This is a genomic window from Pseudomonas pharyngis (assembly GCF_021602345.1).
In the GTDB taxonomy this organism is placed as follows: domain Bacteria; phylum Pseudomonadota; class Gammaproteobacteria; order Pseudomonadales; family Pseudomonadaceae; genus Aquipseudomonas; species Aquipseudomonas pharyngis.
This window is the reverse complement of record NZ_BQID01000003.1, coordinates 90,056-111,041: the sequence shown is the minus strand read 5'-3', so window position 1 is coordinate 111,041 and position 20,986 is coordinate 90,056. Positions and strand designations below refer to the sequence as shown.

At 62.3% G+C, this 20,986-nt stretch carries 24 protein-coding genes; 9 read left to right on the top strand and 15 right to left on the bottom strand.

Annotation, left to right across the window (positions count from 1 at the left end):
- Positions 1 to 13 precede the first annotated feature (13 nt).
- The 4 genes from L6D74_RS07435 to L6D74_RS07420 all read right to left on the bottom strand — a co-directional run bounded on the left by L6D74_RS07435 (position 14) and on the right by L6D74_RS07420 (position 2,659).
- Positions 14 to 688, bottom strand: coding sequence for an urease accessory protein UreF (locus L6D74_RS07435; protein ID WP_085648087.1), 675 nt, complete (start codon positions 686 to 688; stop codon positions 14 to 16).
- A complete protein-coding gene (gene ureE / locus L6D74_RS07430) occupies positions 685 to 1,185 on the bottom strand; it encodes an urease accessory protein UreE (protein ID WP_236188554.1) in 501 nt (166 codons plus the stop codon). The genes L6D74_RS07435 and ureE overlap by 4 nt, the downstream gene beginning before the upstream one ends.
- 205 nt (positions 1,186 to 1,390) lie before the next feature.
- Positions 1,391 to 2,023, bottom strand: a complete 633-nt coding sequence (locus L6D74_RS07425) for a TetR family transcriptional regulator (protein ID WP_039766718.1) — start codon at positions 2,021 to 2,023, stop codon at positions 1,391 to 1,393.
- A gap of 171 nt (positions 2,024 to 2,194) precedes the next feature.
- Positions 2,195 to 2,659, bottom strand: coding sequence for a hypothetical protein (locus L6D74_RS07420; RefSeq protein ID WP_064379127.1), 465 nt, complete (start codon positions 2,657 to 2,659; stop codon positions 2,195 to 2,197).
- Positions 2,660 to 3,040: 381 nt separating this feature from the next.
- Here L6D74_RS07420 and L6D74_RS07415 point away from each other — a divergent pair, with 381 nt between their 5' ends.
- Complete coding sequence (locus L6D74_RS07415; protein ID WP_064593146.1) at positions 3,041 to 5,116, top strand: AsmA family protein; 2,076 nt, start codon at positions 3,041 to 3,043, stop codon at positions 5,114 to 5,116.
- Between the two features lie 103 nt (positions 5,117 to 5,219).
- Here L6D74_RS07415 and L6D74_RS07410 read toward each other — a convergent pair whose 3' ends face one another.
- Together L6D74_RS07410 and L6D74_RS07405 are read right to left on the bottom strand one after the other, a co-directional pair.
- Entirely contained in the window at positions 5,220 to 5,750 is a 531-nt protein-coding gene (locus L6D74_RS07410; protein ID WP_064593148.1) for a ferritin-like domain-containing protein, read from the bottom strand.
- 98 nt (positions 5,751 to 5,848) lie between these two features.
- The gene (locus tag L6D74_RS07405; RefSeq protein WP_074689655.1) at positions 5,849 to 6,751 is read right to left on the bottom strand and encodes a LysR substrate-binding domain-containing protein; all 903 of its coding nucleotides are present in this window, start codon (positions 6,749 to 6,751) and stop codon (positions 5,849 to 5,851) included.
- 120 nt (positions 6,752 to 6,871) lie between these two features.
- Between L6D74_RS07405 and L6D74_RS07400 the strand changes: the two genes are divergently transcribed.
- The 3 genes from L6D74_RS07400 (at position 6,872) to L6D74_RS07390 (ending at position 8,798) form a co-directional block, all read left to right on the top strand.
- Positions 6,872 to 7,510: an FMN-dependent NADH-azoreductase gene (locus L6D74_RS07400; RefSeq protein WP_236188553.1), complete on the top strand. Its 639-nt coding sequence runs from the start codon at positions 6,872 to 6,874 to the stop codon at positions 7,508 to 7,510.
- The gene (locus L6D74_RS07395; protein WP_011332220.1) at positions 7,511 to 7,816 is read left to right on the top strand and encodes a DMT family transporter; all 306 of its coding nucleotides are present in this window, start codon (positions 7,511 to 7,513) and stop codon (positions 7,814 to 7,816) included.
- Positions 7,817 to 7,907: 91 nt separating this feature from the next.
- Positions 7,908 to 8,798 carry an esterase/lipase family protein gene (locus tag L6D74_RS07390; RefSeq protein ID WP_236188548.1) on the top strand — a complete coding sequence of 297 codons (891 nt, stop codon included), beginning with the start codon at positions 7,908 to 7,910 and terminating at the stop codon, positions 8,796 to 8,798.
- Here the strand turns inward: L6D74_RS07390 and L6D74_RS07385 are convergent.
- On the bottom strand, positions 8,795 to 9,688 hold the full coding sequence (locus L6D74_RS07385; RefSeq protein WP_236188547.1) for a DMT family transporter: 894 nt from the start codon (positions 9,686 to 9,688) through the stop codon (positions 8,795 to 8,797). The genes L6D74_RS07390 and L6D74_RS07385 overlap by 4 nt on opposite strands.
- 98 nt (positions 9,689 to 9,786) lie before the next feature.
- Between L6D74_RS07385 and L6D74_RS07380 the strand changes: the two genes are divergently transcribed.
- The 3 genes from L6D74_RS07380 (at position 9,787) to L6D74_RS07370 (ending at position 12,296) form a co-directional block, all read left to right on the top strand.
- Positions 9,787 to 10,581: an AraC family transcriptional regulator gene (locus L6D74_RS07380; protein ID WP_236188546.1), complete on the top strand. Its 795-nt coding sequence runs from the start codon at positions 9,787 to 9,789 to the stop codon at positions 10,579 to 10,581.
- Between the two features lie 63 nt (positions 10,582 to 10,644).
- A complete protein-coding gene (locus L6D74_RS07375) occupies positions 10,645 to 10,950 on the top strand; it encodes a PsiF family protein (protein WP_011332224.1) in 306 nt (101 codons plus the stop codon).
- Positions 10,951 to 11,282: 332 nt separating this feature from the next.
- Positions 11,283 to 12,296 carry an AI-2E family transporter gene (locus L6D74_RS07370; RefSeq protein ID WP_039766732.1) on the top strand — a complete coding sequence of 338 codons (1,014 nt, stop codon included), beginning with the start codon at positions 11,283 to 11,285 and terminating at the stop codon, positions 12,294 to 12,296.
- Between the two features lie 113 nt (positions 12,297 to 12,409).
- Here L6D74_RS07370 and L6D74_RS07365 read toward each other — a convergent pair whose 3' ends face one another.
- The gene (locus L6D74_RS07365) at positions 12,410 to 13,684 is read right to left on the bottom strand and encodes an Hsp70 family protein (RefSeq protein WP_236188545.1); all 1,275 of its coding nucleotides are present in this window, start codon (positions 13,682 to 13,684) and stop codon (positions 12,410 to 12,412) included.
- Positions 13,685 to 13,976: 292 nt separating this feature from the next.
- Between L6D74_RS07365 and L6D74_RS07360 the strand changes: the two genes are divergently transcribed.
- Positions 13,977 to 14,927: a DnaJ C-terminal domain-containing protein gene (locus L6D74_RS07360; RefSeq protein ID WP_236188544.1), complete on the top strand. Its 951-nt coding sequence runs from the start codon at positions 13,977 to 13,979 to the stop codon at positions 14,925 to 14,927.
- 23 nt (positions 14,928 to 14,950) lie between these two features.
- A complete protein-coding gene (locus tag L6D74_RS07355) occupies positions 14,951 to 15,256 on the top strand; it encodes a chaperone modulator CbpM (protein ID WP_039766735.1) in 306 nt (101 codons plus the stop codon).
- Positions 15,257 to 15,260: 4 nt separating this feature from the next.
- On the opposite strand, the gene L6D74_RS07350 is transcribed toward L6D74_RS07355, so the two are convergent.
- The 7 genes from L6D74_RS07350 to L6D74_RS07320 form a co-directional block, all read right to left on the bottom strand.
- Positions 15,261 to 16,388 carry a sensor histidine kinase gene (locus tag L6D74_RS07350; RefSeq protein ID WP_236188533.1) on the bottom strand — a complete coding sequence of 376 codons (1,128 nt, stop codon included), beginning with the start codon at positions 16,386 to 16,388 and terminating at the stop codon, positions 15,261 to 15,263.
- A gap of 156 nt (positions 16,389 to 16,544) precedes the next feature.
- On the bottom strand, positions 16,545 to 18,245 hold the full coding sequence (ureC, locus tag L6D74_RS07345) for an urease subunit alpha (protein WP_236188532.1): 1,701 nt from the start codon (positions 18,243 to 18,245) through the stop codon (positions 16,545 to 16,547).
- 150 nt (positions 18,246 to 18,395) lie between these two features.
- Positions 18,396 to 18,701, bottom strand: coding sequence for an urease subunit beta (locus tag L6D74_RS07340; protein ID WP_064593167.1), 306 nt, complete (start codon positions 18,699 to 18,701; stop codon positions 18,396 to 18,398).
- Positions 18,701 to 19,234, bottom strand: coding sequence for a GNAT family N-acetyltransferase (locus tag L6D74_RS07335; RefSeq protein ID WP_039766745.1), 534 nt, complete (start codon positions 19,232 to 19,234; stop codon positions 18,701 to 18,703). Before L6D74_RS07335 ends, L6D74_RS07340 begins: the two co-directional genes overlap by 1 nt.
- A gap of 5 nt (positions 19,235 to 19,239) precedes the next feature.
- Positions 19,240 to 19,773 (bottom strand): GNAT family N-acetyltransferase, encoded by a 534-nt coding sequence (locus L6D74_RS07330; protein ID WP_236188524.1) that lies wholly within the window; start codon positions 19,771 to 19,773, stop codon positions 19,240 to 19,242.
- Positions 19,774 to 19,782: 9 nt separating this feature from the next.
- Positions 19,783 to 20,085, bottom strand: coding sequence for an urease subunit gamma (gene ureA / locus L6D74_RS07325; protein WP_011332234.1), 303 nt, complete (start codon positions 20,083 to 20,085; stop codon positions 19,783 to 19,785).
- 33 nt (positions 20,086 to 20,118) lie between these two features.
- The gene (locus tag L6D74_RS07320) at positions 20,119 to 20,958 is read right to left on the bottom strand and encodes an urease accessory protein UreD (protein ID WP_236188521.1); all 840 of its coding nucleotides are present in this window, start codon (positions 20,956 to 20,958) and stop codon (positions 20,119 to 20,121) included.
- Positions 20,959 to 20,986: the final 28 nt, after the last annotated feature.

Here is a 20,986-nt window from a genome sequence, read left to right as displayed (position 1 = left end):
CAGATAAAAGGCCCTAGGAACGGAACAGGCGGCTGTACTGGCGCTCATGGGCCATGCACGCCAGGGACAGACCGAACGCGGCGCTGCCGAGGTGTTCGGGATTGATTCGGGTGGCGTCCTGCTGCGCCTGTTGCAGCAGCGGCAGCAGTTCGCTGGTCAGGCGCTGGGCGGCTTGCTGGCCCAGCGGCAGGGTTTTCATCAGCACCGCGAGCTGGTTTTCCAGCCAGCTCCACAGCCACGCAGCGAGGGCGTCCTGCGGGCTGATCTGCCAGGCGCGCGCGGCCAGTGCCCAGCACAGAGCAAGATGCGGTTCGGCGCAGTGTTCAAGGAAGTCCCGCGCGGCCTGATCGAGCTCGGGCAAGCCGTTGAGCAATTGCTGCAACGAGTAGCCCATCTGCCGGCTCTCCAGATGCAGTTCGCGGGTTTCGCGGCTGGCGCGGTGGCTTTCGCAGAGCTTGCGCAATTCATCCCAGTTTTCATCCGCCGCAGCTTGGCAATGGGCGAGCAGCATCGGCGCTTCGAACCGCGCGAGGTTGAGCAGCAATTGATCGCTGATCCAGCGGCGGGCGCTGTCCGGGCTGTCGACGCGGCCGTTATCCACAGCCATTTCCAGGCCCTGGGAATAGCTGTAGCCGCCAATCGGCAATTGCGGACTGGCCAGGCGCAGCAGCGCCCAGGCCGGGTTCACAAACGGACGCCGAACTGATGGAGTTTCGGCGCGTAGTTGAAGTCTTCGTCACCGTGCCGCGAATGATGATGGCCGCCACCGTAGGCGCCGTGCTCGGGCTGAAAGGGTGCTTCGATCGATTCGACCTGCGCGCCCAGTTGTTCAAGCATCGCCTTGAGCACGTAATCGTCGAGCAGCCGCAGCCAGCCGTCACCGACTTGCAGCGCCACATGGCGATTGCCCAGGTGATAGGCGGCGCGGGTCAGTTCGAAAGCGTTGGCGCAGGTGACGTGCAGCAGTTGTTCGGGGCGAGCGCAGACCCGGACGATCCGTCCATCTTCGGCTTGCAGGCATTCGCCGTCGAACAGCGGCGGCTGACCGCGCTCCAGAAACAGTCCGACGTCCTCGCCTTCGGCACTGAAACAGCGCAGGCGGCTTTTGCTCCTGGCTTCGAAGGTCAGGTGCAACTCGGCGGCCCAGACGGGTTGGGGGTCGATTCTGCGATGAATCACCAGCATCGGAAAGCTTCCAGCAATGGACAATGCTCAGGCTAGAGCAAGGGGCTTGCCAATCGGACGAAGCGTAGGAAAACCCTGTCGGAGCCTAGTGTATGTTTCAAGATGTTGCAGGATTGTGTGGCGTTTTGGTGCATGAAGTTTTTTACATGCACCAATTTGCGGCGCAAAAAAAATCGCAGCTCCGGGCTGCGACTTTTTTGCTCTCTCACTCGGTACTGCCGAGCCCTTGCCAGTGCTTCAGCCCGATAAAGATAAAGCGCAACTGCTGGGTGATCTTCGCCTGGGGCGTCAGATGCTCCGGCAGAGCTTCGGCGGGCGGGTCGATAATGTCCGGCAGGGTGGCGAACACCGATTTGACGATCAGGTCGGCCATCACGCTCAGGCCATCGCGATTCAGATGCTGAAGCTTGGGCATCAGGGCCAGGTCCGCCGCCAGGTCGGAGCTGATGTCTTCACGCAAGCGGCCGATGGCCTGACGCACCGGCAACGATCCGCCGTACTGCTCGCGGGCCAGAAACAGGAATTGCGAACGGTTGGCGCTGACCACGTCGAGGAAGATCCGCACCGACGCATCGATGATGCCGCCCATGACAAATTCGTTGTGGCGCACCAGGCGGATGGTTTCGCGGAAGGTCTGGCCGACTTCACTGACCAGCACCAGGCCGAGTTCGTCCATGTCGGCGAAATGGCGGTAGAAACCGGTTGGCACGATGCCGGCGGTTTTCGTCACTTCACGCAGGCTCAGGCTGCCGAATCCTCGGCCGCTTTCCATCAGGTGGCGGGCAGCGTCCATCAGGGCGTTGCGGGTCTGTTGTTTCTGTTCGGCGCGGGGCAGCATCGCAAGGAAGTGTTCTTAGGCAAGACAAGCGCCGCACTCTAGCAAATCGGCTTTGTCGGCGTCGAACGGCAGGGGAGATGGAGGCGGGAAATCGCGACTTCTTTATACAGGCTGCTGAAAAGTCAAAAGCCCAATCCGGGGATTGGGCTTTTTTTCCAGGCCGCCATGGGCTTAGCTCAAAGCGCTGTTGCGTTCGATCACACGGTCACCACCGCCTTCGGCCAGAGTTTGACCTTGTGGGGTGCGGTCACCACCGTCCGATGCCAGGGTCTGGCCTTGTGGGGTACGGTCGCCGCCGTCAGAGGCCAGGGTTTGACCTTGTGGAGTGCGATCCGAACCGTCTTGAACCAGACCTTTCTCTTCCAGACGATCGCGACCGCCTTCAGCTACGGTTTGACCTTGTGGGGTTTTGTCATAGCCATCTTGAACCAGGCCTTTTTCTTCTAGACGGTTACGACCGTTTTCAGCCAGGGTCTGGCCTTGTGGAGTGCGGTCCGAGCCATCAGCAGCAACAGTCTGGCTGAACACCGAGTGGCTGGTTTTGACTTGCGGCGTTGCTTGATCAGCAGCTGGCAGAGCGAAAGCGGTGCTGGCCAGCATCGAGAGGGTAAGACTGAACAGAAGTTGGCGTTTCATGATGGGTTGCTCCTTGGGAGGGCGATAAAGTGGGTACGAAGCTAATGCTACTCTCGATAAGTCGATATAAAAGTTCATAAACACAATGGTAATAATCAACAGAATTGATTGTTCCATTGGGAGGCTCTAGCTCGGGCGTTTCAGGCGGGCGGTTTTGCACTGCGGTGGGTATTTTCCACCCACTTGCGCCCCGCAAATGTGCGGGGGCGGTAACGCCAATTCGACCGATCGGTCAGAATGGCGACCGTTTTTTCCCCTCGCTGGGGCTTTGGATTAAACCTGCGGGCTGTTTGTCAGTCACAGATTTCATGAGGGCCATCATGGCCTGCCGTTTCAGCTGCGTCGTGCCAATGGATGCAGTCGTCTTCAGGAGCTTTGTGCATGACGCGCACCCGTAAAATCTTCGCCTGGACCTTCGCCACCCTTGTGCTGCTTCTGGCGGTGCTGGTGTTGGTCATCGTGTTTTTCGACTGGAACCGGATCAAGCCGCCGCTCAATGCCAAAGTCTCGGAAGAATTGCACCGACCGTTCGCCATCAACGGCAACCTGTCGGTGGTCTGGCGGCGTGAACTCGACGAGGGCGGCTGGCGCGCCTGGGTGCCGTGGCCGCATGTGGTGGCCGAAGACCTGACGCTGGGCAATCCGGACTGGTCGAAACAGCCGCAGATGGTCACCCTCAAACGGGTCGAGCTGCGCATCTCGCCACTGGCCTTGCTGGCGCAACGGGTGACGATCCCGCGGATCGACCTGACTGAGCCGAACGCACAATTGCAGCGCCTGGCCGACGGTCGCGCCAACTGGACCTTCAAGTTCGATCCCAAGGACCCGAACGCCGAGCCCTCGAACTGGGTGGTCGACATCGGCGCCATCGGTTTCGACAAGGGCCACGTCACCCTGGATGACCAGACCCTCAGGACCAACCTCGACTTGCTGATCGATCCGCTGGGCAAGCCGATTCCGTTCAGCGATATCGTCGGTGACAAAGCCGCGAAAACCGCACAGGACAAGGGCGGTGCACCGCAGGATTACGCCTTCGGCCTGAAAGTCACCGGCCAGTACCACGGCCAGAAACTCGCCGGCCAGGGCAAGATCGGCGGTCTGCTGGCGCTACAGGACGCGAGCAAACCGTTCCCGTTGCAGGCCCAGGCGAAGATCGGTGATACCAGCGTCGAACTCGCCGGCACCCTGACCGATCCGCTGAATCTCGGCGCCCTCGATCTGCGCCTGAAACTGGCCGGCGCCAGCCTCGGCAATCTGTATCCGCTGACCGGCGTGACCCTGCCGGACACCCCGCCTTATGCCACCGACGGCCATTTGATCGCCAAGCTGCATGAGCCGGGCGGCGCGCAGTTCCGCTACGAACAGTTCAACGGCAAGATCGGCAGCAGCGACATCCATGGCGATCTGGCTTACGTCGCCAGCCAGCCACGGCCGAAGCTGAGTGGCGCGCTGCTGTCCAATCAATTGCTGTTCGCTGACCTCGCGCCGCTGATCGGTGCCGACTCCAATGCCAAGCAGAAGGCCCGTGGCGGCGAGAGCAAGCAGCCGGCGGACAAGGTGTTGCCGGTGGAAGAGTTCAAGACCGAGCGCTGGCGCGACATGGACGCCGACGTCGAATTCACCGGCAAACGCATCGTCCACAGTGAAGAACTGCCTTTCACCGATCTCTATACCCACCTGAAACTCAACGACGGCGAACTGAGCCTGGAGCCACTGCGCTTCGGTGTGGCCGGCGGCAATCTCGACGCGCAGATTCGCCTCAACGGTCGTACCGAGCCACTGGAAGGCCGGGCCAAATTGACCGCGCGCAAGTTCAAGCTCAAACAGCTGTTCCCGACCTTCGAACCGATGAAGACCAGTTTCGGCGAGCTCAACGGTGATGCCGACATCGCCGGTCGCGGCAACTCGGTGGCGAAGCTGTTGGGCGGTGCCAACGGCAACCTGAAGATGCTGATCAACGACGGCGCCATCAGTCGCGAGTTGATGGAGCTGGCAGGCCTGAACGTCGGCAACTACGTGGTCGGCAAGATCTTTGGCGACAAGGAAGTGAAGATCAACTGCGCGGCGGCGGACTTCGACATCAAGACCGGCCTGGCCAGTACGCGGCTGTTTGTGTTCGATACCGAGAACGCGATCATCTACATCGACGGCACGGCGAACATGGCCACCGAGCAACTGGATCTGACGGTGACGCCGGAATCAAAGGGCTGGCGCCTGATTTCCCTGCGCTCGCCGTTGTATGTACGCGGCAAGTTCATCAAGCCGGATGCCGGGGTGAAAGCGGTGCCGTTGATGTTGCGCGGGGCAGGGATGGTGGCGTTGGGCGTGATCGCCGCGCCGGCGGCGGGGCTGCTGGCGCTGGTGGCGCCGAGCGGCGGCGAGCCGAATCAGTGCGCGCCGTTGCTGGAGCAGATGAAGGCGGGCAAGGCACCCGTCACAGTGAAACCTACAAAATGATCGGTGATTGACAGGGCCTCTTCGCGAGCAGGCTCGCTCCCACATTTGGAATGCATTTCCATTGTGGGAGCGAGCCTGCTCGCGAAGGCGATTTTCGCCAGAATTACAGGTCTTTCAGGATATCGGCCATGTCATCGGCATGCTCTTCTTCCTGAGCCAGGATGTCTTCGAAGATCCGGCGGGTGGTCGGATCCTTTTCACCGATGTACTGGATGATCTCGCGGTAGCTGTCGATGGCGATCCGCTCGGCCACCAGGTCCTCGTAGACCATTTCCTTCAAGGTGTTGCCGGCCACGTATTGCGCGTGGGACATCTTCGACAGCAAGTCCGGGTTGAACTCCGGCTCGCCGCCCAGTTGCACGATGCGTTCGGCGAGACGGTCGGCGTGTTCGGCTTCCTGAGTGGCGTGCTCGAGGAACTCGTTGGCGGCGACGTTGGCTTTCAGGCCGTTGGCCATGAAGTAGTGGCGCTTGTAGCGCAAGACGCAGACCAGTTCAGTGGCCAGCGACTCGTTGAGCAGGCGCAGCACTTCTTCACGGTTGGCGCTGTAGCTTTCGGTCACCGCGCCATTTTCCACATGCAGTCGTGCGCGCTCGCGCAGGGTTTGAACATCAGACAAATGCAGGTCACTCATTTCAGTCTCCTGGAGGCTAATCCGATTGGCGTCACGTTCTGCTGACGTGATCGTTACCAGGTTGTGAGTGATGAACGCGGCAAAAAGTTTTGTCGGATTCAGCGCGGGGCATGTCCCGAAAGCAATGCCTCCTCGCGCAGCCAGGCAAAAAACGCCTTCACCGGCGGGTGCCGCTCGCGGCCCGGTACGCAAAGTGCGCTGTATCCGGCGCCATCGACCTGGACCTCGCCCTTGTACGGCACCAACAGACCGCTGGCGACGCTCTGCGACACCAGAATGTTGCTCGCCAGCACCAGCCCCTGTCCGGCAATGGCCGCTTGCAGGGCGTAATGCTCTTCGTCGTATTCGCGGACGGCCGGGTGTTGATTCAGCCAGTTCTCGCCCGACTGCGCGCACCAGGCCTCCCAGCCGTGGGCGTAGAGCTTCGAATTGTGCCAATGCACGCTGATCAGCGCCGGGGTGCGACGGGCGGCCAGCGCCACCTGTTCCGGCGAGCCGTACACGCCGAACGATTCATCGAACAGGCACAACCCGTAGAGGTTCGGGTAATCGTCGAGGCTGTAGCGCAACACCAGATCGACGCTTGCGTCCTGATGCAGGTCGATGACTTCGCAATGCGTATCCAGGCGCACATTGATGTTCGGGTGCCTGGCGTAAAACCGCCCCAGGCGCGGCACCAGCCAGAGCGCAGCAAACGCGGCGGTGGTCGACAGCGTCAGGCTGCTGCCGCTGCGTTGCGGGCGCAGGGTGTCGACGCTTTGCGCCACTTCCAGAAATGCGCCGTGCAGGCTGCGAAACAGCCGCTCGCCGCCCTCGGTCAGGCGCACCTGACGCGGCAGGCGTTCGAACAGCGCCACGCCGAGCCAGTCCTCCAGCGAGCGGATCTGATGGGAAATCGCCGTGGGCGTCACCGCCAGTTCTTCGGCGGCCGCCTTGAAACTCAACAGACGTGAGGCGGATTCGAACGCGCGCAGGGCGGTCAGGGGCAAGGCTGCGAACATGAAAACTCCACGGATGAGATCAATTCATCCCGACTGATTTTTGCTCATTTGAGGCGGTGATGTGATGCCTGCAATCTGGCGCCACACAGTCACTCAAGTCTAGACCTCAAGGAGATTCAGATGAGCAAGATTCTTGCAATCCATGCCAGTCCACGCGGTGAACGTTCTCATTCGCGGCGTCTGGCAGAAAGCTTTCTCAGCGCCTGGCAAGTCCGCCATCCACAGGCTCAGGTCACCCGCCGTGAAGTCGGGCGGGCGTTGATTCCGGCGGTTAATGAGGCGTTTGTCGCGGCGGCGTTTTACCCGGAGCCCGAGGCTCGACCGCTGACGATGCAAGCCGATCTGGCGCTCAGCGATCAACTGGTGGGCGAGCTGTTCGATCACGACCTGCTGCTGATTTCCACGCCGATGTACAACTTCAACGTGCCCAGCGGCCTCAAGGCCTGGGTCGATCAGATCGTCCGGTTGGGCCTGACGTTTGATCACACCCTCGACAACGGCATCGCCCAGTACACGCCGCTGTTGCAGGGCAAGAAGGCGCTGATCGTCACCAGTCGCGGCGGTTTCGGATTCGGCCCGGGTGGCGAGCTGGAGGCGCTGAACCACGCCGATCCATGGCTGCGCACGGCATTGGGTTTCATCGGTATCAACGACGTCACGGTGGTCGCCGCCGAGGGCGAGGAATCCGCCGAGCGCACCTTCGCGGTGTCGGTGGCCGAGGCCGAGCAGTGCTTGCTCGACCTGGCCCGGGAGTTCTAGGTGGCCTGGCTGTTTCTGCTGATCGCGGCCGGGTTTGAGGTCACTTTCGCCATGGGCATGAAGTACGCCGAAGGTTTCACCCGGCTCTGGCCATCGCTGATCACTGTGGTCGCGGCGGTGGGCGGGGTGTACTTCCTGACCCTGGCGATGCGCGAGTTGCCGGTGAGCATCGCCTATCCGATCTGGACCGCCATCGGTTCGCTCGGCACGGTGTTTCTCGGTTTCGCCCTGCTGGGCGAGAGTCTGACGCTGGTGAAGTTGCTGTCGGTGGGGCTGATTGTGGCGGGGGTGGTGGGGCTGAAGTAGGCTGGTCGTGGAGTTGTCATCATCGAGGAGGATGCTTGGCGGGCGTTTTGCACGCCTTGCATCCACTCACCGACCACAAGGATGTTTGCCCATGTCGCAAGATTCGGCCACACGTTATCCACTGGTGCTGGTGCCGGGAATGCTCGGTTTCATCCGTCTGGTGCTGTACCCGTACTGGTACGGGATCATCAAAGCGTTGCGCCGGAGTGGTGCGACAGTGATTGCGGTGCAGGTGTCGCCGCTCAACTCCACCGAAGTGCGCGGCGAGCAGTTGCTGGTGCGCATCGATGAAATCCTGCGCGAGACCGGTGCGGCCAAGGTCAATCTCTTCGGCCATAGCCAGGGGTCGCTGACGGCGCGTTATGCGGCGGCCAAGCGTCCGGACCTGGTGGCCTCGGTGACGTCGGTGGCCGGGCCCAATCACGGTTCGGAACTGGCCGACTTCCTGGCGAAACACTATCCGGCGGACAGCGCCAAGGGGCGCATTCTTGAGGCGCTGTTACGCTTTGTCGGCTGGCTGATGGCGCTGCTGGAAACCGGCTATCACGGGCCGAAACTACCGGTGGATATCCACGCCTCGCACAACTCGCTGACCACCGAAGGCGTGGCGCTGTTCAACCAGCGTTATCCACAGGGCTTGCCGCAAACCTGGGGTGGGCAGGGGCCGGAGGAGGTCAACGGGGTGCGCTATTACTCGTGGTCCGGCACCTTGCAGCCGGGCAAGACCGATCGTGGTGGCAACCTGTTCGACGGCACCAACCGCAGTTGCCGGTTGTTCGCCAAAACCTTCGTGCGCGAGCCGGGGCAGTGCGACGGCATGGTCGGACGCTACAGCTCGCACCTGGGCACGGTCATCGGCGATGACTACCCGATGGATCACTTCGACATCGTCAACCAGTCACTGGGACTGGTCGGCAAAGGCGCGGATCCGGTGCGGCTGTTCGTCGAGCATGCCGCGCGGTTGAAAGCCGCCGGGGTCTAGGCGGTGCTCGGGGTGCGGGAGCGACCGAGGACGGTGGTCCAGCGCTCGGAAAGAATCACCCCGCCCAGCGTCAGCAAGCCACCGACCAGGTGATACATCGCCAGTTGTTCCTTCAGCACCACCGCTGCAATCAGCGCGGTGGTCAACGGCAGCAGGTTGAAGAACAGCGTGGTCCGGCTCGGGCCCAGACGCTGCACGGCCTGCATCCACGCCAGTGGCGCGAGCATCGAGGCCAGCAGGCACGCATACAGCACCAGCGGAATGTTCTGCAGGGTCAGGCCGGTTTTCGGCGACACGGCGTACAGCGGAAACAGCACCACCACCGCCACCAGCACCTGCAAATACAGCAACACCAGCGGCGGCAGGCGCAGCTGCCATTTTTTCAGCAGGGTGCTGTAGATCGCGTAGGCGAGGGTGGCGATCAGCATCATCGCGTCACCCAGGTTCACCCCGTGTTGCAGCAATGCGCCGAGGCTGCCGGACGACACCACCACCAGCACACCGGCGAACGACAGCACCGCGCCGACCAGCGCACCGGCGGTCAGGCGCTGGCCGAGGCTGATGATCGCCATGGCCAGCGACATCAGCGGCATCAGGGACAGGATGATGCCCATGTTGGTGGCGCTGGTCAGGGTCGCGGCGAAGTAGGCCAGGCTCTGATAGACCGCCATGCCGAGCACGCCGAGGATGAAGATCTTGCCCAGGTTCGGGCGAATCTGCGGCCAGTGCGCGATCACCTTCTTGAGCATGAACGGGGTAAACAGCAGGCCGGCGAGCAGCCAGCGGTAAAAGCCGATCTCGGCGGGAAAGATCGCACCGACCGCGAGCTTGTTGATCACGGTGTTGCCGGCCCAGATGAAAATCGCCAGCAGGGGAAACGCGTATTGCATGGGAGGAGAAACCAGTACGTTGATGAACGGCGATTATCCCCTGTCTGGATGCAGGTCTATACTGCGAACCGGACAACCCGCCCCTGATTCCGGACAGCATGAACAGTAAACACATCGATCTGCTGGATTTCAGCGAACTGCCGTCGGCAGTGTATTTCCGCTATGCCGACTTCAACGCCCATGAATACGCCGCGCCGCACCGCCATCCGTGGGGCACGCTGGAGTACGCAGCCCACGGCGTGCTGCATATGGATGTCGACGGCAGCCGTTTCATGTCGCCGCCGCAGTACGCGGTGTGGGTGCCGCCGCAGGTCGAGCACAGTTTCTACAGTCATCAGCCGGTCAATTATCGGGCGGTGTGCCTGGCGCCGGATGTCTGTTCCGATTTGCCGGCGCAGGCCTGCACTCTCGCGATCAGCGACATTCTCAAGGCGATCCTCAAGGACTTCGCCGCCCGCGATGTGAAGATTCCCGCGTTCGAAGCCGACCAGCGCCTGGCCCAGGTGTTGGTGGATCAATTGCGCCAGGCGCCGGTTCATCAATGCTATCTGCCCTACGCCAGCGGCCCCGGATTGCTGACCATCCTTGAAACCCTGCAGGCCGAGCCCGGCAACAACCAGCCGCTGGCGCACTGGGCGGCGCAGGTGCATGTCAGCGAGCGCACCCTGGCCCGGCAGTTCGTGCGGGAGCTGGGGATGAGTTTCGGCGAATGGCGTCAGCGGCTGCGTTATCTTGCGGCGATCGAGGCGCTGGAGAGTTCGCGCAGCGTGCAGGAAATCGCCTTCGATCTCGGCTACAGCAGCGGCTCGGCCTTCATCGCCATGTTTGCCCGGCAGGCCGGATGTACCCCGGAGCAGTATCGGCGCAGCCATCTTGAGGCTAGGAAGGTGTAACAAGCTTTGACTACACTCCAGCAGAGGCCACCTCCATCGAGGCGGCGCCAAGGAGAAAACTCCATGAAGATGTTGCGTGTCCCTTTGTTGATGATCGGTCTGCTGCTGTGCTCCCAGGGTTTCGCCGCCACGGCGCAACAGAACAAGATGACCACCTGCAACGCCGACGCCACGGCCAAGAGCCTCAAGGGCGACGAGCGCAAAGCCTTCATGAGCACCTGCCTCAAGGCAGCCCCGGCGGCCAACGACGCCAAGGCCCTGACCCCGCAGCAACAGAAAATGAAAACCTGCAATGCCGATGCGGCCACCAAGGCGCTGACGGGTGATGCGCGCAAGACGTTCATGAGTGATTGTCTGAAGAAAAAATAAAGCGGGTTTGAGTGGTGACTGGCAGATGTGTCCGGCTTGGGATCCAGGCCCTCACCCTAACCCTCTCCCAGAGGGAGAGGGGACCGATTCGGGGATGGCTGGTTTTTGCGCCGACCTGAACGTGCAGTGCTGAATCCTGAATCGACTTGGTCTTTCAGGTTGCGGAAGTTCTCTAAATCTACTCGGTCAGTTCCCTCTCCCTCCGGGAGAGGGCTAGGGTGAGGGCTGGGCCGCAAGTCAGACACCAAACCCCAAACACCGCATATCCCTAGTGCTCCCCAAGGATCGCTGGCAGACTGCCAATCCTTTTACGCCGTTCGTTTTGAGGCTGTATGCCAACGTTTTCTGAGCGTCATGTTGTGTTCTGGGTCAGTTGCATCATCATTTTCGGCGGTCTGTTGCTGGTGTTGCCATTGCGTTTGCTGCCCAGCCTGCTGGCCGGGTTGCTGGTGTTCGAACTGGTCAACATGCTCACCCCGCAACTGCAACGGCTGATCGAAGGCCGTCGCGCGCGCTGGCTGGCGGTGGCGCTGCTGGGCACGCTGGTGGTGAGTGTGCTGGCACTGATCTTTGCCGGGGCTATCAGTTTCCTGTTGCACGAGGCGGAAAACCCCGGCGCTTCCCTCGACAAATTCATGGGTGTGGTTGATCGCGCCCGCGGGCAACTGCCGCCATTTATCGATAGCTACCTGCCGGCCAGTGCCGCCGAGTTCCGGGTGGCCATCGGTGAATGGGCGAGCAAGCATTTGTCCGAACTGCAACTGGTGGGCAAGGACGCGGCGCACATGTTCGTGACGCTGCTGATCGGCATGGTGCTGGGCGCGATCATCGCCTTGCAGCGGGTGCCGGACGTCACCAAGCGCAAACCGCTGGCGGCCGCCCTGTTCGACCGTCTGCACCTGCTGGTTCAGGCGTTTCGCAACATCGTGTTCGCACAGATCAAGATTTCCCTGCTCAACACCTTCTTCACCGGGATCTTCCTGGCCGTGGTCCTGCCGCTGTTCGGGATCAAGCTGCCGCTGACCAAGACCCTGATCGTGCTGACCTTCCTGCTCGGTCTGCTGCCGGTGATCGGCAATCTGATGTCGAACACCCTGATCACCATCGTCGGCCTGTCGCTGTCGATCTGGGTGGCGATTGCGGCGCTGGGTTATCTGATCTTTATCCACAAGCTGGAATACTTTCTCAACGCGCGCATCGTCGGCGGGCAGATCAGTGCCAAGTCCTGGGAGTTGCTGCTGGCAATGCTGGTGTTCGAGGCCGCGTTCGGCCTGCCGGGGGTGGTGGCGGGGCCGATTTATTACGCGTATCTGAAGAGTGAGCTGAAGCTCGGCGGGATGGTTTGATCCAGACTTCCAGCGTCTGAACTGGCCCTTTCGCGAGCAAGCCCGCTCCCACAGGATCACACTGAACCTGTGGGAGCGGGCTTGCTCGCGAAGGGCGCACCGCCGCTTTTGGATCAGTTCACCGAGCCGTAACGTTTCATGGCTTCAATCGCCAGACCGCTACCAATGCTGCCAAAGATGTTCCCTTCCACATGCCGCGCGTTCGGCAGCATCGCCGAGACGCTGTTGCGCAGTGCCGGGATGCCGCTGGAACCGCCGGTGAAGAACACCGTATCGACCTGACCCACCGCCACATTCGCGTCGGCCAGCAACCGGGTGACGCTGGCGCGCACGCGCTCGAGCTGCGACTCGATGGCCGACTCGAACAATGCCCGGGTCAGTTCCACGCTCAGGCCCGACTCAATGCGATCCAGCGGCACATGGCGACTGTCGTTGTGGGTCAGGTGGATCTTGGTTTCTTCCACTTCCATCGCCAGCCAGTGCCCGGCGCGCTGTTCGATCAGCTTGAACAGACGGTCGATGCCGCCGGTGTCCTCGATGTCGTAACGCATGCTGCCCAGGGCCAGGGTCGATTTCTGCGAGTACACCGAGTTGATGGTGTGCCAGGTCGCCAGGTTCATGTGGTGGCTGGTCGGCATGAACGCGCCGCTTTTCATCCGGCTGCCGTAGCCGAACAGCGGCATCAGGCCTTGCAGACTCAACTGTTTGTCGAAGTCGGTCCCGCCGATGTGCACGCCGCCGGTGGCGAGGATGTCGTCGTGACGGTTATCCACACCGCGACGCTCGGGCGACAGGCGCACCAGCGAGAAGTCCGAGGTACCACCGCCGATGTCGACGATCAGGACCAGCTCTTCCTTTTCGATGGTCGACTCGTAGTCGAAGGCCGCGGCAATCGGCTCGTACTGGAACGACACGTCCTTGAAGCCGAGCTTGCGTGCCACTTCCACCAAGGTGTCCTCGGCTTCCTGGTCGGCCAGCGGATCGTCGTCGACGAAGAACACCGGACGGCCCAGCACCACTTGCTCGAACTCACGACCAGCGGCGGCTTCGGCGCGGCTCTTGAGCTGGCCGATGAACAGCCCGAGCAAGTCCTTGAACGGCATCGCGGTGCCGAGGACGCTGGTGTCGTGCTTGATCAGCTTGGAACCCAGCAGGCTCTTGAGCGAGCGCATCAGCCGGCCTTCGTAGCCTTCCAGGTACTCGTGCAGCGCCAGACGGCCGTATACCGGACGGCGCTCTTCGATATTGAAAAAGACCACCGACGGCAGGGTGATCTTGTCGTCTTCCAGCGCGATCATCGTTTCCATGCCGGGGCGCAGCCAGCCGACGGTGGAGTTGGACGTGCCGAAGTCGATGCCGCAGGCACGGGCTGGAGAGGCGTCTTTCATGGTCTTTCGGTTCCGGTCAAAAAACGGCCGCGCAGTGTATGTCAGTGCGCGACAGATTCGAAGGCCGGTCATCTGCTATTTCACGACTAAGCTTGCTTGAAACTCGGCGCTTTGCCCCAAACTTGCTGGCATGGGCCGGCAGACATACCGGCGGTCGCAAGAACCGCCGTCCACTGCCGATAAACTTCTGCTGCGCCACCCGGTCACAACCTTGAGATCGGTCAACCCGGCACGTGCGAATCGGCGCATGCTGGCATCGGCGCGAAATCGATAACGGATGGTGATTCCTTCGATGGACTTCAAAGACTATTACAAGATACTCGGCGTGGAGCCGACGGCTGACGACAAGGCGATCAAGGCTGCCTATCGCAAGCTGGCGCGCAAATACCACCCCGATGTCAGCAAGGAAAAGGACGCCGAGGCCAAGTTCAAGGACGCCTCGGAAGCCTATGAAGCGCTGAAAAGCGCCGACAAGCGCGCCGAATACGACGAACTGCGTCGTTATGGCCAGCACGGTCAGCCGTTTCAGGGCCCGCCGGGCTGGCAGAGCCGTGGCGGCTTTGGTGGCGGCGGTGGCGACACCGGTGACTTCTCGGACTTCTTCAGTTCGATCTTCGGCAATCGCGGCCCCGGTTTCGGTGGCGGCGCTGGCCGGCAATCCCACAGCGCCGGACGGCGAGGGCAAGACGTGGAACTGGAACTGCCGATCTTTCTGGAAGAGACGCTTTCGAACGAATCGAAAAAGATCAGCTTCCAGGTGCCGCAATACAACGGTTCGGGCCAGCATGTCAGCAACACCAGCAAGAGCTTGAACGTGAAGATCCCGGCCGGCGTGGCCGACGGCGAGCGCATCCGCCTCAAGGGCCAGGGCGCACCGGGCATCGGTGGCGGCGCCAATGGCGATCTGTACCTGACCATCCGTTTCGCGCCGCACCCGAAATTCGACGTTGAAGGCGAAAACCTGATCATCACCTTGCCGTTGGCACCGTGGGAGCTGGCGCTGGGCGCCGAAGTGGCCGTGCCGACCCTGACCGGCAAGATCAACCTCAAGGTTCCGGCCGGCAGCCAGAACGGCCAGCGCATGCGTGCCAAGGGCCACGGTCTGCAGAACAAGGCGGGCGAGCGCGGTTATCTGTTCGTCCAGCTCAAGGCCGTGATGCCCAAAGCCAACGGCGATGACGTCAAGGCGCTGTGGCAGGAACTGGCGAAGAAGGCCGCCTTCAATCCGCGCGAGAACTTCTGATACTGACGACGGAGTAGCCCATCATGAGCAGCCCCCTGATCGTTCAACTGGACATGGCAGAATTCTGTGAGGCGGCCGACCTGTCGGACGTCTACGTGATCGAAATCGTCGAACACGGCATCCTCGAACCTCAGGGCGCGCAGCCCAGGGAATGGCGCTTCACCGATTACGAACTGGCCCTGGCCAAACGCGCCGCCAAGCTGCGGCGCGACCTGGAGCTGGAATGGGAAGGTGTCGCGCTGGCGCTGGACCTGCTGGAAGAAGTGCAGGAGTTGCGATCCGAGAACCGCATGCTCCGTCAGCGTCTGGCGCGGCTGGTGGTCGAGTAGCGTTTCATACCCGTCTGGGCAGCGTCACGCTGAACAGCGTACCGTCGGCTGCGCTTGAACTGACTTCGATCGTCCCGCCGTGTGCGGTCACCACTTCCTTGACGATGAACAGGCCCAGACCGAGGCTGGTCGACGGCTGTCCGAGTTCTTCGTCGGCACTGCGCACCAATGGATCGAAAAGGGTGCCGATGGCTTCCTCAGGGATCGGCACGCCGTGGTTGTGCACGCTCAGGTGCACGCTTGCAGCGTCGCCCCGCAGCGTCACCAGGATCTCCTGCCGGTTCGAGCCATGCTGCAAGGCATTACCGATCAGATTCTGCAGCAGTTGATCGATCCGTCCGGCATCCCAGACGCCACGGGTATCGCCCTCGGCTTTCAGGGTCGGGTCGCATTGTGGATTGCCGGCGCAGGCCTCGGCGATGGCCGCTCGCGCCGCGTCGGCCAGGTCCATCGGCGCGGGTTCGATCGGCAGGCTTCTGCCCAGGCGGCTGCGTACCAGCTCCAAGAGGTCGCTGACCATGGCCCCCATGTGTCGCGCGCCTGTTTTGATGTTCAGCGCGCAAGTCAGAGCATCGCCTTGCAGCGTGGTTTTGCGCATCAGCAACTCGGTGGACATGCTCACCGCTTGCAGGGGCGCGCGCAGGTCATGGCCGAGGATGGCCAGAAAGATGTCCCGGGAATGCTCCATCTGCTCGGCGTAGGCGGCGGTCGATTCGGCCAGGGCTTCGTCGATGGCTTCGTTGAAGCGGATCATGTCCTGGAAGTACACCATGTCCGGAGATTCCAGACTGTCGACCCAGCGCCGTATCACACAGGCGCGCAGGTGGCGGAATTCCGAGGTCATCTGCACCAGGTCAAAGCCGACTGTATGGCGAAGTTCTCCATGGCTGGCGCCGGCTTCATCCAGACTCGGGGTCTTTTCGGGGCCTTCGCCCTTGGCCTTGGCGACCTGTTCGTCGCGGCTTTGCGGTTTGCTCATGTCGCGGGCGGCGGCCCGCAGGATGGCGCTGGCGTGATCGCGCAGACCGGCGGAGTCCAGATAGTCGGCGGCCGGGGTGATGGTAGCGGCAAACTGTTCCCATTCATCGACGATAGCGTCGATATTGGCCAGGATGAACTCGGAAAGACGCATGGGCAGTTCCTGAAAAAAGGCGACAGCGAATCGAATATTAGTCCCTTTGGCGAGAAATACACGACCCTTTGCCCGGTGGTTTTCCAGCACCACGAAAAAGGGCCCGAGACCCTGCGTCAGGCAGGTGCTCGGGGCCTTTTTTGCGTGCGTCGGCTGTCAGAACAGGAAGTAACGCTGCGCCATCGGCAGGGTTTCGGCCGGTTCACACCAGAGCAGCACGCCGTCGGCCTTGACCTGATAGGTCTGCGGGTCGACGTCGATGTTCGGCAGGTAATCGTTGTGGATCAGGTCGGTTTTCTGCACCTCGCGGCAACCTTTGACCACCGCGATTTTCTTCTTCAGGCCCAACGCTTCGGGCAGTCCCGACGCCTGCGCCGCCTGGCTGATGAAGGTCAGGCTGGTGGCGTGCAACGAGCCGCCGTAACTGGCGAACATCGGGCGGTAGTGCACCGGTTGCGGGGTCGGGATCGAGGCGTTGGCGTCACCCATCAGGCTCGCGGCGATGGCGCCGCCCTTGAGGATCAGCGTTGGCTTCACGCCAAAGAACGCCGGGCGCCAGAGCACCAGATCGGCCCATTTGCCGACTTCCACCGAACCCACTTCATGGCTGATGCCATGGGTGATCGCCGGGTTGATCGTGTACTTGGCGATGTAGCGTTTGGCGCGGAAGTTGTCGTTGCCTTCGCCGTCCTGAGGCAGCGGGCCGCGCTGCTTTTTCATCTTGTCGGCGGTCTGCCAGGTGCGCGTGATGACTTCGCCGACGCGGCCCATGGCCTGGCTGTCGGAGCTGATCATCGAGAACGCGCCGAGGTCATGCAGGATGTCTTCGGCGGCAATCGTTTCGCGGCGGATGCGGCTTTCGGCGAACGCCACGTCCTCGGCGATGCTGGGGTCGAGGTGGTGGCAGACCATCAGCATGTCGAGGTGTTCGTCGATGGTGTTGCGGGTGAACGGCCGGGTCGGGTTGGTCGAACTCGGCAGCACGTTGGCGAAACCGCAGGCTTTGATGATGTCCGGCGCATGGCCGCCACCGGCCCCTTCGGTGTGATAGGTGTGGATGGTGCGCCCCTTGAACGCGCCGAGGGTGGTTTCGACGAAACCGGACTCGTTGAGGGTGTCGGTGTGGATCGCCACCTGCACGTCGTACTGGTCGGCGACGCTCAGGCAGTTGTCGATGCTCGCCGGGGTGGTGCCCCAGTCTTCGTGCAGCTTGAGGCCGATGGCGCCGGCCTTGACCTGTTCGATCAGCGGTTCCGGCAGGCTGGCGTTGCCCTTGCCGGTGAGGCCGATGTTCATCGGGAACGCGTCCGCCGCCTGGAGCATCCGCGCCAGGTGCCACGGCCCCGAAGTGCAGGTCGTGGCATTGGTGCCGGTGGCCGGACCGGTGCCACCACCGATCATGGTGGTGACGCCGCTCATCAGCGCTTCTTCGATCTGCTGCGGGCAGATGAAGTGGATGTGGGTGTCGATGCCGCCGGCGGTGAGGATCATGCCTTCGCCGGCGATCACTTCGCTGCTGGCGCCGATGGCGATGGTCACGCCGGGCTGCACGTCCGGGTTGCCGGCCTTGCCGATCGCGGCGATGCGCCCGTCCTTGAGGCCGACGTCGGCCTTGACGATGCCCCAGTGGTCGATGATCAGCGCGTTGGTGATGACGGTGTCAACCACCTCGGCTGCCAGCAACTGGCTCTGGCCCTGGCCGTCGCGGATCACTTTGCCGCCGCCGAACTTCACTTCTTCGCCGTAGGTGGTGAAGTCCTGTTCGACTTCGATCCACAGCTCGGTGTCGGCCAGGCGCACCTTGTCGCCGACGGTGGGGCCGAACATGTCGGCGTAGGCTTGACGCGAGATCTTCATGTGTTCGCCTTGGAATTCAATTGGTTTTGAGATCGTTCGCTGCGCTCACTTTCGCGAGCAGGCTCGCTCCCACAGAGGATCGGATTCCAGCTGGAGGAACTCGGTTTAATGTGGGAGCGAGCCTGCTCGCGATTGGGGGCACCGCAAAATTCAGAGGTCACCCATGACCCGCCCGGCAAACCCGAACACCCGCCGGTGCCCGGCGTAATCCACCAGTTCCACCTCGCGGCTCTGCCCCGGCTCGAAGCGCACGGCGGTGCCCGCCGGAATGTTCAGGCGCATGCCACGGCTGGCGGCGCGGTCGAAAGTCAGGGCGTCGTTGGTCTCGAAAAAATGGTAGTGCGAACCGACCTGGATCGGCCGGTCGCCGCTGTTCGCCACTTTCAGGCTGACGGTGCGGCGACCGACATTGAGTTCGATATCGCCGGGCTGGATCCGGTATTCGCCGGGAATCATCAGTTCGCTCCTTGCAGGACTTTGTAATAGAGGGCCGTCGGGCGATAGGTGCCGTTCGGGTCGCAGGCGTAATCGGGAATTTCCCCGGCGCGGGTGTAGCCCAGGGCCTTGTAGAAATCTTCGGCGGGGGAGCCGGCCTCCGTGTCGAGGTAAAGCATGCCGCGCTTGTACTGACGCGCGGTCTGTTCCAGCGCTTGCATCAACTGCTGGCCGAGGCCGCGCCGCCGGGCGTGTTCGCGCACCAGCAGTTTCTGCACCTCGGCGCGGTTCAGGCCGTTGGCCTTCTGGCACAGGCTCAACTGGACGCTGGCCTGCACCTGTTCGTCCTTGACCACCACCCACAGCAACACGTTGCCCTTGTTCAGGTTGTCCTGCACGTCGTCGAAATAGGCGCGTGCCTGAGTGGCATCGAGGTCGGCCATGAAACCGACGCTGGCGCCATAACCCACGGCGTCGAGCAGCAGGTCGATCAGGCCCTGACGATAGTGCGCAAAACTTTCAGCATTGACGCGTCGCAGTTGGGCGGGGTTCATTGGTGTCACTCCTTGTGGGCGGGCGGCGGCTCCGCGCCAGGATTGAGGGTCAGTTGCATGAAGGTCAGGTCGAGCCAGCGGCCGAACTTGGTGCCGACTTGCGGCATCTGCCCGGTGGTGATGAAACCGGCGCGCTCGTGCAGGCGGATCGATGCGGCGTTGCCGCTCTCGATGGCGGCGACCATGACGTGTTTGTCGCAGGTTTTCGCGCGTTCGATCAGTGCGCTCATCAATTGCGGGCCGAGACCGTTGCCGCGCTGGTCGCTGCGCACGTAGACCGAGTGCTCGACGGTGTGGCGGAAACCGTCGAAGGGCCGCCAGTCACCGAACGAAGCGTAGCCGAGGGTGGTGTTGTCGGCGTCGACGATCACCAGGATCGGATAGCCCTGGGCCTGACGTGCGCTGAACCACGCCTGACGGTTGCCGAGGTCGACGGCGGATTCATTCCAGATCGCCGTGGTGTTGAGCACGGCGTCGTTGTAGATGTCGCGGATCGCCGGCAGGTCGGCGTGCAGGGCATCGCGGATGGTGTAAGTCATGGCGCGGCCTCAGACGATCGGTTGGTGGACGGTGACCAGTTTGGTGCCGTCGGGAAACGTCGCTTCGACCTGGATCTCCGGGATCATTTCCGGGATGCCTTCCATCACCTGCTCGCGGGTCAGCAGGGTGGTGCCGTAGTGCATCAGCTCGGCCACGGTCTGGCCGTCACGGGCGCCTTCGAGCAGCGCCGCCGAGATGTAGGCCATGGCTTCGGGGTAGTTGAGCTTCACGCCACGGGCCAGTCGCCGCTCGGCCACGAGGCCGGCGGTGAAGATCAGCAGCTTGTCTTTTTCGCGTGGGGTCAGGTCCATCGTTTGAAATCCATTGTCGGCAGTTGAAGAAAATCAGGTGTTCCAGATTCGGGGGGGCAGGGCTTCGCGGCCGAGCAGCGCAGGTCTGAGCAATCGCCACAGATCAATCATCCAGGCTCGCGCCAGCAACGCCTCACTGGCCAGGCAACGGGCAACCAGAAGACCGGGCAATTGCGTCAAATCCCCGCGCACGTCGTGGCCCAGCGAGCGGCAGCGTTCCAGCAATTCAGCATCGATCTCACCGGTCACCAGCAAGGTTGCAAACACCGGATTGCCATCCAGCCCGATCGGCGAATCAAGCAAACCATCGTTGCCGACGATGCGCTGGCGCTCATGCCACAGCAGCCGGCCATCACGGCGAATATCCAGATGCGCCTGAAAATGCCCGAGGTCAAAGCGCTCGCCACTGGCCGGACGACCCAGCGCCACCACGTCCCAGTAAAACAGTCGCGCATCGCCTTCAAGGTCGATCGAGGTCGTGAGTTCCGCCTGGGCGGCGCTGTAGACGATGGTTTCCTGGGGCAGCCATTCCAGTGTCGCGCCATCAGCGACATGCAGGTTCAGCGACTGATAAGCGGGCCCTGCCGCGCGATACCACTTGGCCGCACCGGGGCTGGTGATCTGTGCCCAGGCGCCCTGTTCGACGCGGGCGCTGATGTCCAGTCGGTCACCGCCGGCAATCCCGCCCGGCGGGTGGACGATGATGTGCTGGCAGACCTCGGGCCCTTCGGCGTACAGATGTTTTTGCACCCGCAACGGGCCGAGGTGCCGGCGGCGGGTTGGCCGCGTGCAATCGCCGAAGCGGGCGTACGCCAGCTCCAGCTCGGCATGCCAGCTCGGGGTAAACAGGGCAGTCGCAACAGGTAAGTTCATGTTTTCTGATTATCGTTAGGACGCTACA

Coding starts and splice junctions, on each gene's coding strand:
- ureE (WP_236188554.1), bottom strand. CDS start 1,185: ATGCTGGTGATTCATCGCAGAATCGACCCCCAACCCGTCTGGGCCGCC.
- L6D74_RS07425 (WP_039766718.1), bottom strand. CDS start 2,023: ATGCTGCCCCGCGCCGAACAGAAACAACAGACCCGCAACGCCCTGATG.
- L6D74_RS07420 (WP_064379127.1), bottom strand. CDS start 2,659: ATGAAACGCCAACTTCTGTTCAGTCTTACCCTCTCGATGCTGGCCAGC.
- L6D74_RS07415 (WP_064593146.1), top strand. CDS start 3,041: ATGACGCGCACCCGTAAAATCTTCGCCTGGACCTTCGCCACCCTTGTG.
- L6D74_RS07410 (WP_064593148.1), bottom strand. CDS start 5,750: ATGAGTGACCTGCATTTGTCTGATGTTCAAACCCTGCGCGAGCGCGCA.
- L6D74_RS07405 (WP_074689655.1), bottom strand. CDS start 6,751: ATGTTCGCAGCCTTGCCCCTGACCGCCCTGCGCGCGTTCGAATCCGCC.
- L6D74_RS07400 (WP_236188553.1), top strand. CDS start 6,872: ATGAGCAAGATTCTTGCAATCCATGCCAGTCCACGCGGTGAACGTTCT.
- L6D74_RS07390 (WP_236188548.1), top strand. CDS start 7,908: ATGTCGCAAGATTCGGCCACACGTTATCCACTGGTGCTGGTGCCGGGA.
- L6D74_RS07385 (WP_236188547.1), bottom strand. CDS start 9,688: ATGCAATACGCGTTTCCCCTGCTGGCGATTTTCATCTGGGCCGGCAAC.
- L6D74_RS07380 (WP_236188546.1), top strand. CDS start 9,787: ATGAACAGTAAACACATCGATCTGCTGGATTTCAGCGAACTGCCGTCG.
- L6D74_RS07375 (WP_011332224.1), top strand. CDS start 10,645: ATGAAGATGTTGCGTGTCCCTTTGTTGATGATCGGTCTGCTGCTGTGC.
- L6D74_RS07370 (WP_039766732.1), top strand. CDS start 11,283: ATGCCAACGTTTTCTGAGCGTCATGTTGTGTTCTGGGTCAGTTGCATC.
- L6D74_RS07365 (WP_236188545.1), bottom strand. CDS start 13,684: ATGAAAGACGCCTCTCCAGCCCGTGCCTGCGGCATCGACTTCGGCACG.
- L6D74_RS07360 (WP_236188544.1), top strand. CDS start 13,977: ATGGACTTCAAAGACTATTACAAGATACTCGGCGTGGAGCCGACGGCT.
- L6D74_RS07355 (WP_039766735.1), top strand. CDS start 14,951: ATGAGCAGCCCCCTGATCGTTCAACTGGACATGGCAGAATTCTGTGAG.
- L6D74_RS07350 (WP_236188533.1), bottom strand. CDS start 16,388: ATGCGTCTTTCCGAGTTCATCCTGGCCAATATCGACGCTATCGTCGAT.
- ureC (WP_236188532.1), bottom strand. CDS start 18,245: ATGAAGATCTCGCGTCAAGCCTACGCCGACATGTTCGGCCCCACCGTC.
- L6D74_RS07340 (WP_064593167.1), bottom strand. CDS start 18,701: ATGATTCCCGGCGAATACCGGATCCAGCCCGGCGATATCGAACTCAAT.
- L6D74_RS07335 (WP_039766745.1), bottom strand. CDS start 19,234: ATGAACCCCGCCCAACTGCGACGCGTCAATGCTGAAAGTTTTGCGCAC.
- L6D74_RS07330 (WP_236188524.1), bottom strand. CDS start 19,773: ATGACTTACACCATCCGCGATGCCCTGCACGCCGACCTGCCGGCGATC.
- ureA (WP_011332234.1), bottom strand. CDS start 20,085: ATGGACCTGACCCCACGCGAAAAAGACAAGCTGCTGATCTTCACCGCC.
- L6D74_RS07320 (WP_236188521.1), bottom strand. CDS start 20,958: ATGAACTTACCTGTTGCGACTGCCCTGTTTACCCCGAGCTGGCATGCC.